General features: G+C 63.2%; 7 protein-coding genes. 5 read left to right on the top strand and 2 right to left on the bottom strand.

The genetic code is table 11. The features are described from left to right. Positions 1–61: 61 nt before the first annotated feature. The 5 genes from C266_RS00315 to def all read left to right on the top strand — a co-directional run bounded on the left by C266_RS00315 (position 62) and on the right by def (position 9,048). Entirely contained in the window at positions 62–1,048 is a 987-nt protein-coding gene (locus C266_RS00315; RefSeq protein ID WP_010803853.1) for a DMT family transporter, read from the top strand. 122 nt (positions 1,049–1,170) lie between these two features. Further along, positions 1,171–4,686, top strand: a complete 3,516-nt coding sequence (gene smc, locus C266_RS00310) for a chromosome segregation protein SMC (protein ID WP_010803854.1) — start codon at positions 1,171–1,173, stop codon at positions 4,684–4,686. 39 nt (positions 4,687–4,725) lie between these two features. Further along, positions 4,726–6,231, top strand: a complete 1,506-nt coding sequence (locus C266_RS00305) for a cell division protein ZipA C-terminal FtsZ-binding domain-containing protein (protein WP_010803855.1) — start codon at positions 4,726–4,728, stop codon at positions 6,229–6,231. 173 nt (positions 6,232–6,404) lie between these two features. Beyond that, entirely contained in the window at positions 6,405–8,498 is a 2,094-nt protein-coding gene (gene ligA / locus C266_RS00300; RefSeq protein WP_010803856.1) for an NAD-dependent DNA ligase LigA, read from the top strand. Between the two features lie 16 nt (positions 8,499–8,514). After that, on the top strand, positions 8,515–9,048 hold the full coding sequence (gene def / locus C266_RS00295) for a peptide deformylase (RefSeq protein WP_010803857.1): 534 nt from the start codon (positions 8,515–8,517) through the stop codon (positions 9,046–9,048). A gap of 103 nt (positions 9,049–9,151) precedes the next feature. Here the strand turns inward: def and C266_RS00290 are convergent, their stop codons facing one another. Beyond that, positions 9,152–10,912 carry a pseudouridine synthase gene (locus C266_RS00290; protein ID WP_010803858.1) on the bottom strand — a complete coding sequence of 587 codons (1,761 nt, stop codon included), beginning with the start codon at positions 10,910–10,912 and terminating at the stop codon, positions 9,152–9,154. Beyond that, on the bottom strand, positions 10,909–13,473 hold the full coding sequence (locus C266_RS00285; protein ID WP_010803859.1) for a [protein-PII] uridylyltransferase: 2,565 nt from the start codon (positions 13,471–13,473) through the stop codon (positions 10,909–10,911). Before C266_RS00285 ends, C266_RS00290 begins: the two co-directional genes overlap by 4 nt. Positions 13,474–13,547: the final 74 nt, after the last annotated feature.

The raw sequence follows: 13,547 nt of genomic DNA, 5'->3' as shown, positions 1-13,547 counted from the left end.
ATTCCGGGGCGCCAATGAGGCAAGTCTGCGGAGTATCTCAGGTTTTTCAGGAGTCAATAGTATGACCGTAGCCGGCAACGGCGCGCACGGCCCGGCATCGAACGCCGGCGCTTCGCTGCGCACCCGGGCGGCACCCGCCTTGAGCATTCTCATCGGTTCCTCCGTGTGGGGACTGGCCTGGTTTCCCTACCGCATGCTTGGCCAGTGGGGTGTTGCGGCGGTGCCTGCACAGATTTGTACCGCGAGCGTGGCGCTGCTGCTGCTCACGCTGGTTTATCGCCGCTCGCTTGGTACGCTGCGCTGGTCGTGGCTGCTGGCCGGTGTGGCGTTCGCGGGAGGCACGACCAATGTGGCGTTTGTCTGGGGGACGACGCATGGCCATGTCATGCGTGTGCTGCTGCTTTTCTATCTGACCCCAGTTTGGACGGCGCTTTTCGCTCACTGGCTGCTCGGCGAGCGCGTCGGCTTGCGTGGCGCGGGCCTGATCGCGCTGGCGTTGGGCGGGGCGGGGCTGATGCTCTGGTCGCCCGAGTTGGGCTGGCCCGTGCCGAATAACCCCGGTGAATGGGCCGGAGCCATTGCCGGTGCGGCTTTCGCCCTCAATAACGTGCTGCTGCGACGCGTCAGTCAGTCGTTGCCGGGGGTGCGCGCGGAAATGCGCAGTTGGGCGCTCTATCTCGGCTGCGCGGTCGGCGGGTTGCTGGTGCTGCCGTTCGACGGCGGCGCCGAAGCCGGCCGTGCCACCGTCGCGGCCCTCACGTCGAGCGCCGCGACCGCTGCGGTTGCGCTGGCGCTGGGTTGCGCCATTGCGGCAACCAATGTCGTCGTGCAGTTCGGCCTGGCGCGTGTGCCGGCCAATCAGGCGGCGCTCATCATGCTGTTTGAAATTGTCGTGGCGGCCATTTCATCTTGGTGGCTTGCCAGCGAAGGGCTGGGCGTGCGTGAAATCGCCGGCGGGCTGTGCATTGTGGCGGCCGGCGTTCTGTCAGGTATTTTGCCGGATTCGCGTCGTTGTAAATCCGCGACGGCAGGGGATGCGATGGTATGATGCGTACCGATGTTATATCGATGTAAGCGGCCTGCGCGCGCCAGCGTGCGCAAGGCCCGACAGGACCAGCTAGCGCGTCTGCGTCTTTCCCATCATTCAATGACCGATAAAGCGAACCTGCCGTGCGTCTGACCTCCATCAAACTCGCTGGCTTCAAGTCATTCGTCGATCCGACGAACTTCGCGGTACCTGGCCAATTGGTCGGGATCGTCGGCCCGAACGGGTGCGGCAAATCCAACATCATCGATGCCGTGCGCTGGGTGCTCGGCGAGTCGCGCGCCTCCGAGCTGCGCGGCGAATCGATGCAGGACGTGATTTTCAACGGGTCAACCGCCCGCAAACAGGCGAGCCGCGCGAGCGTCGAACTCGTGTTCGACAACAGCGCCGGGCGCGCTGCCGGGCAGTGGAGCCAGTACGCCGAAATCGCCGTCAAGCGCGTGCTCACGCGCGACGGCACCTCCAGCTATTACATCAACAATCTGCCGGCTCGCCGCCGCGACATTCAGGACATCTTCCTTGGTACCGGCCTCGGGCCGCGCGCCTACGCCATCATCGGGCAGGGGATGATCTCGCGCATCATCGAGGCCAAGCCGGAAGAGTTGCGCGTGTTCCTCGAAGAAGCCGCGGGCGTGTCCAAGTACAAGGAACGCCGTCGCGAGACCGAGAATCGCCTGCAGGACACGCGTGAAAATCTCACGCGCGTTGAAGACATTCTGCGTGAGCTCGGTACCAATCTCGAGAAGCTCGAATCGCAGGCCGTTGTCGCCAACCGATTCAAGGACTTGCAGCGCGACGGCGAAGAGAAGCAGCAGTTGTTGTGGCTGCTGCGCAAGAACGAAGCCCAGAACGAACAAGAACGTCAGCAACGCGCCATCGAATCGGCTCAGGTCGATCTCGAAGCACAGATGGCGCGTCTGCGCGGTTCGGAAGCCGATCTTGAAACGCTGCGCGCCGCCCACTATACGGCCACCGACGCCGTACAGGCCGCGCAAAGCGCCATGTACGAGGCGAATTCGGAAGTCAGCCGTCTGGAAGCCGAGATTCGCTACGTTGTCGAGTCGCGCAATCGCGTGCAGGCCCAATTGGCCGCGCTCACTTCCCAGCGCGAGCAGTGGCAGGCCCGTTCCGCGCAATCGGAAGAAGAACTCGCGCTTGCCGAAGAAGAACTCGTCATTGCCGAAGAGCGCGCGGCCACCGCGCAAGATCAGGCGGCCGATCAGAACGACGCGCTGCCTGCGCTCGAAGCCGGCTGGCGCGATGCGCAGAATCTGCTCAACGAGCAACGCAGCGAGATCGCGCAGGTCGAGCAGAGTCTGAAGCTCGAAGCGGCGCACCAGCGCAACGCCGATCAGGCGTTGCAGCAGTTGCAGCAGCGTCAGGAGCGTTTGCAGGGCGAGGCGCGCGGGCTCGACAAGCCCGATGAAGCCGAACTGGAAGCGCAACGCGCCGACCTTGCCGAACATCAGGCGATGCTCGAGGATGCACAGGCCGAACTCGCCGATGCACAGGAGCGGCTGCCGCGACTGGAAGCCGAGCGTGCCGAGGCGCAGGCTCGCGTGCAGTCGGAAGCCGCGACCATTGCGCAACTCGAGGCGCGTCTGACGGCGCTCAAGCAGTTGCAGGAAAGTGTGCAGACGGAAGGCAAGGTTCAGCCTTGGCTCGACAAACACGAACTGGCGCAACTGCCGCGTCTCTGGAAGAAACTGCATATCGAGCCGGGCTGGGAAAACGCGCTCGAGTCGGTGCTGCGTGAGCGTCTTGCCGCACTGGAAATCAGCAATCTGGACTGGGTGAAGGCCTTCGCGAGCGATGCGCCGCCGGCCAAGCTGGCGTTCTATTCGCCGCCGTCAGCGGCCCGTCCGCTCGAAGCCCCGGCCGCGTTGCGCCCGCTGCTCTCGTTGCTCCGAATCGACGATCCGGGCCTGCGCGCCGTATTGCAGGAATGGCTCGGTCACGTTTTCGTGGCCGACGATCTGACGCAAGCCATGGTCGCCCGGGCGCAACTGCCCGAAGGGGCATCGATTGTCGTCAAGGCGGGCCATCAGGTCACGCGCGTCGGCGTACAGCTTTACGCCGCCGACTCCGAACAGGCCGGTTTGCTGGCCCGTCAGCAGGAAATCGAGAATCTGGGCAAGCAGCTGCGTGCCCAAGCCTTGCTCGCCGATGAAGCCAAGTCGAGTGCTGTGCGCGCGGAGGCGGCCTATAGTCAGGCGGCGCAGTCCCTGACCGAGGTGCGCGGACGTGCGGAGCGGGCCACGCAGCGCGTGCACGCACTGCAAATGGATGTGCTCAAGCTCACGCAAGCCTATGAGCGCTACAACGCCCGCAGCACGCAGATCGACGAAGAACTGAGCGAGATTGCCGCACAGATCGAAGAGCAGGTCGCGTTGCGCGCCGAATCGGAAGCGAATTTCGAGCAAAGCGATTCGCGTTTGGCCGAATTGCAGGCGACATTCGAAGACGGTCAACTCGAATTCGAATCGCTCGACAGCCAGCTCTCCGACGCCCGCAACCGTGCACGCGAACTGGAGCGCCTGGCGCAGGAAGCGTCTTACGGTCAGAAAGGGATTTCGAGCAAGATCGACGAACATCGCCGTAATATTCAGACGGCGCTCGAGCAGGCCGAACGTCTGGTGGTGTCGATTGAGCAAGCGCAGGCCGAACTCGCGCAGATCACGGAGCAGACGGTCGAGAATGGCTTGCAGGACGCACTCGAATTACGCGCCGAGAAGGAAGAGATTCTTGGGGCTGCCCGTATCGAACTCGATGCGCTGACGCAAAAGCTGCGCCAGAGCGACGAAGAACGTCTTGCTGCGGAGCGCGGGCTGCAACCGCTGCGCGACCGCATCACGGAATTGCAGTTGAAGGAACAGGCGGCACGCCTGAATCGCGAGCAGTTCGTCGAGCAATTGACGACGGCCGAAGTCGATGAGGAGGCGCTCTCCGCCAAGCTCACGCCGGATCTGAAGCCGTCGTATCTGCAAGGTGAAGTCACCCGCATCAACAATGCGATCAATGCGTTGGGTCCGGTCAACATGGCTGCGCTCGAAGAGCTGGAAACGGCGCGCGACCGCAAGGTTTTCCTCGACGCGCAGTCGGCCGACCTGAACGACGCCATCGAAACGCTCGAAGGCGCCATTCGCAAGATCGACGAAGAGACGCGGGTGCTGCTGCAAGGCACGTTCGACGAAGTGAACAAACATTTCGGAGAACTCTTCCCGATGCTGTTCGGCGGCGGACAGGCCAAGCTCATCATGACCGGCGACGAAATTCTCGACGCGGGCGTTCAGGTGATGGCGCAACCGCCGGGCAAGAAGAACTCTACGATTCATTTGTTGTCTGGTGGTGAGAAGGCGCTCACGGCGATTGCGCTGGTGTTCGGGATGTTCCAGCTCAACCCGGCGCCGTTCTGTTTGCTCGACGAGGTGGACGCACCGCTTGACGATGCCAACACCGAGCGCTACGCCAAGATGGTGGCGCGCATGTCGGACCGTACCCAATTCGTATTTATTTCGCATAACAAAATCGCGATGGAAATGGCCAATCAGCTCATCGGCGTCACCATGCAGGAACAAGGGGTGTCGCGGATCGTTGCGGTGGACATGGAGTCTGCGATCAATCTGGCCGAGATCGCCTGACCCCGCGCCCAAGATGGAGAAGAGAGAGGAACGCCGCGCATGAATGAACTGCAGCTGAGTTTGATTGCCGCAGGGGTAGTGGTACTGCTGGGGGTCGTGGCATATAACGCCTGGCAGGGCAGCAAAGCACGCGCACGCATTCCGCGTCGCATGCCGGTCGATGGTGCCGGTATCGACGCGACTGCTGGGACACCCGACGCCGACGACGATCGCCCATTCATCGAACCGACGCTTTCGCCCCCGCGCGTGCCTGCGCATTCGGGCGAGCGCCGTGAGCCGACCCTGGGCGGCCCGGTTGCAGCGTCCGGTACGTCGGTGCAGGATGCCTTTGCCATTAACGAAGACGCCTGGGATGCGCCGCCTGCCGCACGCAAGCGTGCCGCACAGGAAGCGGCCGCTCTCGCGGCGCAAACCGATGAAGCGGGCGCGGCTACGGGCGAAACGCCATCGGTGACCGACTCCCCCCTGCCGGGTCATCAGGACGCGCAAGCACGCGACGCGGAACAAGCCGCCGTCGTGAGCACGGTGGCGCGGGTTGACGCCGAACTCGCGTCCGACGACACCGTGGATGCCGCTGCAGCCGGCGCGGTTGCTGCGGCTGCCGCTGCGCCCGATGCGGAAACCCTTGCACACGCTGAAGGCGCTGCGGAGCCGGTTGCTTCGGTTGTTCCGGTGGCGCCACCGGCACCCATCGCGGCAGCTCGTCCTGCAGTGCCGAGCGGCCCGCCGCCGGTTATCGACGAGCGCATCGACTGCATCGTCGAACTGCCTTTGGCAAACATGGTGGCTGCGGAGCGTCTGATGCCGTTGACTGTGCGCATGCGACGTGCAGGCAGCAAGCCGGTCAACGTCGAAGGCCGTGCCGACGAGCATTCGCCGTGGGAGTTGATTCGCACCGGTGGGCGCTACCATCAGTTGCGCATGGCCGTGCAGTTGGCCAACCGCGCGGGCGCGTTGAACGAAGTCGAGTTCTCGGAGTTCTCGAACCTCGTTCAGACGCTCGCCGACGCGGTTGACGCCTTACCGGAACTGCCCGACATGATGGAGACGGTGGCCCGTGGCCGTGAACTGGACAATTTCGCCGCGCAATGCGACGCGCAACTGTCGGTCAACGTGCTCTCGGACGGCGCCCCCTGGTCGGCGAACTACGTTCAGGCGGTGGCAACGCAGGATGGTCTGCTGCTCTCGCGCGACGGCATGCGTTTCGTCAAACTCGATGCTCGCCAGAATCCGGTGTTCATGCTGCAATTCGGCGACACCAACTTCCTGCGCGACGATTTGACGTACAAGGGCGGTGATCTGATTACGATGCTGCTCGATGTGCCGGTGGCCGACGAAGACCTGTTGCCGTTCCGCCTGATGTGCGATTACGCCCGTTCGATTGGGCAGCGCATCGGTGGGCGCGTCGTGGACGATCAGCGCCGGCCGCTTTCGGATGCTGCGCTGCAAAACGTCGACAAGCAATTGCTCAAGCTCTACGAGCGTCTCGAGGCGCGGGGTCTGCCGGCAGGCTCGCCGGTGACGCGCCGCCTGTTCAGTCAGTAACGACGAGTGCGGTGCACGGCAGACGACGATCTGTCAGGCACCGCGTTCGATGCACGCCGTTCACCGTCGGGTGAGCGGCGTTTTCATTCCGATTGATTGCTGCTATCGGCGACGCGCAGGTGCGTACGTCGAAGGCATAATGTTCTGACTTCTCGTATCCCGAGTTTCCAAGCATGTCCCAAACTTCAGTTCCGGGTCAGGGTGCGAACGCGCCAAAGGCGGCCGATGTCACGGCGGCTGCGCAACGTGCTGCCGAGTTGCGCATCGAATTGGCGCGTCACAATCGCGCCTATTACGAAGAGGATGCGCCGCTGATTCCCGATGCCGAGTACGACCGCCTGTTTGGCGAACTGGTCGCGCTCGAGACCGACTATCCCGAATTGCAGCGCCCCGATTCGCCCACGCAACGCGTAGGCGGTAAGCCGTTGGAGGGCTTCGCGCCGGTTGTGCACCGTGTGCCGATGCTTTCGCTGAATAACGGCTTCGCCGACGAGGATGTCGAGGCGTTTGATCGCCGTGTGTCCGATGGGCTCCGCGATGGTAACGCGCCCTCTGGTGACCTGTTCGGTGCACCTGTCGAATACGCCGTCGAGTTGAAATTCGACGGTCTGGCGATTGCGCTGCGCTACGAGCATGGCGTGCTCGTGCAGGCGGCAACGCGCGGCGATGGCACGACCGGCGAGGATGTCACCGCGAACATTCGTACGATCAAAAAAATCCCGCTGCGTCTCGATGCCGACAATCCGCCGGAAGTGTTGGAGGTGCGAGGGGAGGTGCTGATGTTCCGCGCCGACTTCGACAAACTCAATCGGGCTCAGGAAGCGGCGGGCGAGAAGGTCTTCGTCAATCCGCGCAACGCCGCCGCAGGCAGTCTGCGACAGCTCGATTCGAAGATCACGGCCAAGCGGCCGTTGTCGTTCTTTGCTTACGGGGTGGGCGAATTGGTGGGCGCTCCGATGCCGGAGACGCACTCGGCCCTGCTCGACTGGTATGTGACGCTCGGGATTCCGGTGAACGATCGCCGCGAAGTCGTGCAAGGCGCTGCCGGACTACTCGCGTTCTACCGGTCGGTCGGCGAGGCGCGTGAGACGCTGCCGTATGACATCGATGGTGTGGTTTATAAAGTCAATCGCCGTGACGAGCAGGACCGCCTTGGGTTCGTCTCGCGCGCTCCCCGTTTCGCGCTGGCACACAAGTTCCCGGCACAAGAAGCGCTGACGACATTGCTGGACATCGAAGTGCAGGTGGGACGCACCGGCGCGATGACACCAGTGGCACGGCTTGCGCCGGTATTTGTCGGCGGGGCGACTGTGACCAACGCAACGCTGCATAACGAAGACGAGATCCGCCGCAAGGACGTGATGATCGGCGACACGGTGATTGTGCGTCGCGCGGGGGATGTGATTCCTGAAGTCGTCGGGTCGGTGCTCGAGCGCCGGCCGGCCGATGCGCGGGCGTTCGTCATGCCGACGGCGTGCCCGGTGTGCGGGTCGGCCATCGAGAAGCTGCCGGACGAGGTGATCGCACGATGCACCGGCGGATTGATTTGTGCGGCGCAGCGCAAGCAGGCGTTGTTGCACTTTGCCCAGCGCCGGGCGCTCGACATCGAGGGGCTTGGCGACAAGCTCGTTGAGCAACTGGTCGATCAGCAGATTATTCGGACACCGGCGGACCTGTTCAAACTGGGCGTGGCAAAGCTCGCGGTGCTTGACCGGATGGCCGACAAGTCGGCGTCGAATCTGGTCGCAGCATTGGAGACGGCGCGTCACACGACGCTGGCGCGGTTCATCTTCGCGCTGGGTATCCGTCATGTGGGCGAAGCGACCGCGAAGGACCTCGCACGCCATTTCGGCAAGCTCGACAACGTGATGGCGGCCAGCGTCGATGAACTGCTGGCGGTGCCGGACGTCGGCCCCATTGTGGCCCAGTCCATCGCCAATTTTTTCGGTGAGCCGCATAATGTCGAGGTGATCGAACAATTGCGGGCGGGCGGCGTCACCTGGCCGGAGTCTGAACCTGCGGCTGTGGCACCGCTGCCGTTGGCGGGCAAGACGTTCGTACTGACGGGCACATTGCCGACGCTCTCGCGCGACGAGGCGAAAGCCATGCTCGAGGAGCGAGGCGCGAAGGTGGCTGGCTCGGTTTCGGCGAAGACCGACTATGTCGTGGCGGGCGCCGATGCGGGCAGTAAATTGGCGAAGGCAGAGGCACTTGGCGTGCCCGTGCTGGACGAAGAGGCTATGCGGGCAATGTTGGCCGCGCTTTGATGTGAGGACCCAACCGATGATTCGCGACATACTGAAGATGGGTGATCCGCGCCTGCTGCGTATCGCCAAACCGGTGGAGCATTTCAATACGCCGGAGTTGGACCAACTTGTCGAAGACATGTTCGACACCATGAAGCATGCGAACGGCGCCGGTCTCGCGGCCCCGCAAATCGGCGTCGACCTGCAGGTGGTGATTTTCGGCTTCGAGCACAACGAGCGCTATCCGGATGCGCCGGAGGTGCCCAAAACCGTGCTCATCAATCCCGTCATCACGCCGCTGACGCAGGACATGGAAGAGGGGTGGGAAGGCTGTCTGTCGGTGCCGGGGCTGCGCGGTGTGGTCAATCGCTACTCGATGCTGCGCTATGAAGGATTCGATCAGACAGGCAACCCCATCGACCGGGTGGCCGAGGGCTTCCACGCCCGGGTGGTGCAGCACGAATGCGACCATTTGATCGGAAAGCTCTATCCGATGCGGATTACCGACTTCAGCAAGTTCGGCTTCACCGAGATTCTCTTCCCCGGACTCGATCCGAATAGCGACGACTGAGGTTTGATGCGGTTGGCCAACGTTATTCGTCAATGTGTCAGCATCAATGGTCACGAAAAAGCCCGCCTCGATGGCGGGCTTTTTCATGCGCGGCGCAGTTGATTCAGAAGCCTTCGCCGGTGCGCAGGTAACGCCACTCACCCACGGGCAGGTTGCCCAGCGTGATGCGCCCCATGCGCACGCGCTTGAGGCCAGTCACATGCAGGCCGACGAGTTCGCACATCCGGCGAATCTGACGCTTCTTGCCTTCCTTGAGCACGAAACGCAGTTGCTCCGGGTTCTGCCATTCGACCTGTGCGGGCTTGAGCGGCTGATCGTCGAGTTCGAGGCCTTGACGCAGAAGGGCCAGACGCTCGGCAGGGAAGTGCGCCTCGACGTTTTGCTCATGCTCGTTGTACGACACGCGCACGAGGTATTCCTTCTCGATATCCGAATCTTCGCCGATCAGTTGCTTGGCGATGCGGCCATCCTGCGTCAGGACGAGCAGACCCGTCGAGTCGATGTCGAGGCGGCCGGCCGGTGCAAGGCTGCGCAGGTGCGACGGCGAGAAGCGCACGCCGGCATCGTCTTCGGACCAATGGTGTTCACGTGTCACCAGTACGACTGCGGGTTCGTAGCCGTCTTCGGCTTGCCCGGAGACATAGCCCACGGGTTTGTGCAGCAGGATAGTGACGCGATTGGCCTGTTCCTTTCGTGCGGCTTGCACCACGGTGATTTCCTGCGTCGGCAGAATCTTCGTGCCGAGTTCGGTGATGACCTTGCCGTCAACGCGCACCCATCCCTTGGCGATCCACTCATCGGCTTCGCGGCGCGAGCACAGACCGAGCTCCGACATGCGTTTGGATAGGCGCAGCGACCCGGCCGCATCGTGATGGACCTTGATGTCGTCGTCATCGTCGCGGGTTGCACGCGGCGCGCGTGCGGGACGCGTCGATCGCCCGGCCTGGGTGTCTCGATCGTCACGAGCGAAGCGGCTGCGTGGCGCGTTGTCGGCGGCACGGCGCGGGCGGTCTTCGTCGAAGCGTCGCGGAGCGCGGTCGTCGGTACCGCGTTTGGCGGGACGAGCGTAATCGTTGCGGGCACCACCTTCGGTGGCACGGCGCGGGCGGTCTTCGTCAAAACGACGCGGTGCGCGGTCGTCTGTGCTGCGCTTCACCGGACGGGCGAAATCGCCGTGGGCACCGCCCTCAGCGCTGCGGCGCGGGCGGTCTTCGTCGAAACGACGCGGTGCGCGATCATCCGTGCCGCGTTTAGCAGGGCGCGCGAAATCGCCGCGGGCACCGCCTTCGGTGGCACGGCGTGGGCGGTCTTCGTCGAAACGACGCGGGGCACGATCATCCGTGCCGCGTTTGGCGGGGCGCGCGAAATCGCCACGCGCGCCACCTTCGGTGGCACGACGTGGGCGGTCCTCTTCGAAACGACGTGGAGCGCGGTCATCTGGGCTGCGTTTGGCGGGGCGGGCGTAATCGCCACGCGCTCCGCCTTCGGTGCTGCGACGCGGACGGTCTTCGTCCAGACGTGCAGGACGTGCTCCTGCAACGCGCTCACGTTGACCGCGCACCGGCGGGCGTTCACCCATGGGGCGCTTTTCATATGGCTTCGGCGCGCCGGTTGCGGGTTGGCGCGGCGCGGCGCCACTGCCGGCAGGGCGTCGCGCGCCGCCGGGCGTCGCGGCATCGTTTGCCGGACGCGGACGTGCCGGTTTTGCCGCAGGCTTCCTTTTCGCGCCGTTGGCGTCGAGCATCGACGCGGGCACGGCCTTGGTCGTACGACGCAGCGCGCCGGACGAACGCACCGGTGCGCGGGTCTTGTCGAGCGTGCGGGGATGTTTGGCGCCGAGTTTGGCGCGCGGGGTATCGCTCATGGTTCCAATGCTTCTAGTAATTCGGTCTCGACGGCAATTTGCAGGCGATTGTCCTGCAAACGGCTGCCATCAAGCAGGAACGTATCTTCAACACGTTCGCCGAGGGTATTGATGCGGGCGGTACGCACGCTCACGCCATGACGCGCAAGTACGCGGGCGACCGCATAGAGCAAGCCGGTGCGGTCGTTAGCCGACACCGACAGCAGGTAGTACTGGCCACGTTCGTCGGGCCGCAAATCGACGCGCGGCGTGACCGGGAAGCTACGCGAACGTCGTGGCAACCGTCCCTTGTTCGGCTCCGCCATCGGCTCGACGCGCGTGAGCAACGACACCAACTCGCTTTCCACCAGATTGATGATGTCACGGTAGCTGGTATCGAGGCCTGGGTCCGTCAACAGGAAACTATCCAGTGCGAAGCCGTGGCTGGTCGTGTGCACCTTGGCATCGAGAATCGACAGCCCCTTGCGCTCGAAATAGCCGCAGATGCGAGCAAACAGATCGACCTGATCGCGCACGTACACCATGACCTGAAGCCCTTCGCCAATCGGCGACGGGCGCGCCTTGACAATCGGAACGGCGCTGTCGACCTGTCGCCACAAATGACGCGTCTGCCATGCGACGTCCGCCGGATCGTTGCGCAGGAAGTACGCTACGTCGAGTGTGTTCCAGAGCGCTTCCTGCGCGCGCTCAGGCACGGTGTACAGTCGCAGCAGCCCGAGCGCTTCCTCCTTGCGCGTTTTCAACTGCGAACGCGGATCGGGGTTCGCACCGCCCAGCACCTGCAAGGTAAGCCGATAAAGGTCTTCAAGCAGCTTGCCCTTCCAGGCGTTCCAGACTTTGGGGCTGGTGCCGCGAATATCGGCGACCGTCAGAAGATACAACGCTGTCAGACGTCGTTCGTTACCGACCTTCTCCGCAAAACGCCGGATGACCTCGGGATCGGTTGTGTCCTGCTTTTGCGCGACGGTGCTCATCGTCAGATGCTCACCGACAAGCCAGACGATCAACTCGGTATCTTCCTTGTCGATGCCATGACGCGTGCAGAAACGTCGCGCGTCGGCCATGCCGAGTGTGGAATGATCGCCGCCACGGCCTTTCGCGATGTCATGGAAGAGGGCCGCAATCGTCAGTACCCATGGCCTGTCGAAGTTCGCGATCAACTGGCTGCAGAACGGATACTCGTGCGTGTGTTCCGCCACGGCGAACCGGCGGATGTTGCGCACGACCATCAGGATGTGCTGATCGACCGTGTACACGTGATACAGATCGTGCTGCATCTGTCCGACCACGCGACGGAAGTTGATCAGATACCGGCCAAGCACGCTCGTCTGATTCATCAGGCGCAAGGCATGCGTGATGCCCTGCGGTTGCTGAAGAATTGCCAGAAACGTACGGCGGTTCTCCGGATCGGCGCGCCATTGCGCATCCATCAATTCGCGCGCATTGTACAGCGCCCGTAACGTCCGCGCCGACAGGCCTTTTACGCCCACGACCTGTTCGTATAGCAGGAATGTCTCGAGGATCGCGTTTGGATGACGTTGGTACAACTCGTCATCCACGATTTCGATCATTCCCTGCTTCTCGACGAAGCGCTCGTTGATCACACGGGTGACACCGCTGGTCTGCGGGAACAGACGAGCCTCGACATTGAGCAGTAGCACCGTATTGAGCTGGGAGACGGCCTTCGCCGCCCAGTAGTAGCGGCGCATCAGTTGCTCGCTGGCGCGCTTGGTCGTTGTCGCGTTGAAGCCCAGACTCTGCGCGAGCGATGTCTGCATGTCGAACACGAGCACATCCTGACGCCGCCGTGCGAGCAAGTGAAGCCGCGCCCGCAGCCCCTTCAGGAATTGTTCGTTGCGGCGCAATTCCTTCAGTTCGCGGTCGGTCAGCAAGTCTCGTGCGAAGAGTTCCGACCAGCTATTGCCAAGGCCCGCCGCTTTCGTCATCCAGAGAATGACCTGCAGATCGCGCAGACCGCCGGGGCTTTCCTTGCAATTCGGCTCGAGGCTGTAGGGGGTGTCCTGATACTTCGCGTGACGCTGGCGAATTTCCAGTTGCTTGCTGCGGAAAAATGCACGCGGATCGAGGTCTGCCGAAAAGCGCTGCTCGAATTCGTCGAAGAGGGCACGGTTGCCTGTCAAAAGCCGCGCTTCGAGCAGGCTTGTTTGAACCGTAATGTCGGCGTGCGCTTCAATGATGCACTCGTCGACCGTACGCACCGACGAGCCGATTTCCAGTCCGATGTCCCAAAGGAAGCCGATGAACGGCTCTACGTGCGACGTGAGCGCCGCTCCCTCGGCATGCCGATGCAACAGGAGAATGTCGACGTCCGAGTGCGGATACAGTTCGCCGCGGCCATAGCCACCGACTGCTACGAGCGCGAGATCGCCGGGCATCTGACACTCGGCCCATGCTTCGCGCATGGCCTGATCGACGGCCTGACACATGCCGTGCAACAGGGTGTCGATCTTGCCGTGCGCGGAAAAGCGTTCGACAAGCTCGGCCTTGCGTTCTTTGAGGGCCTGACGTAGCGGAGAAGGGGCGTGCGCACGCGCGTGCATGACGGCTTCCTGAGTATGTAAGTAATGAGCCAGGCCGGGTAGCCGCCCGTTCGGCAGGCGGCAGGACGGATATG

Origin of the sequence: Pandoraea sp. SD6-2, assembly GCF_000389825.1 — a bacterium.
Taxonomy (GTDB): domain Bacteria; phylum Pseudomonadota; class Gammaproteobacteria; order Burkholderiales; family Burkholderiaceae; genus Pandoraea; species Pandoraea communis.
Note: the sequence above shows the minus strand (reverse complement) of the source record. Positions and strands in the feature narration are given on the sequence as shown.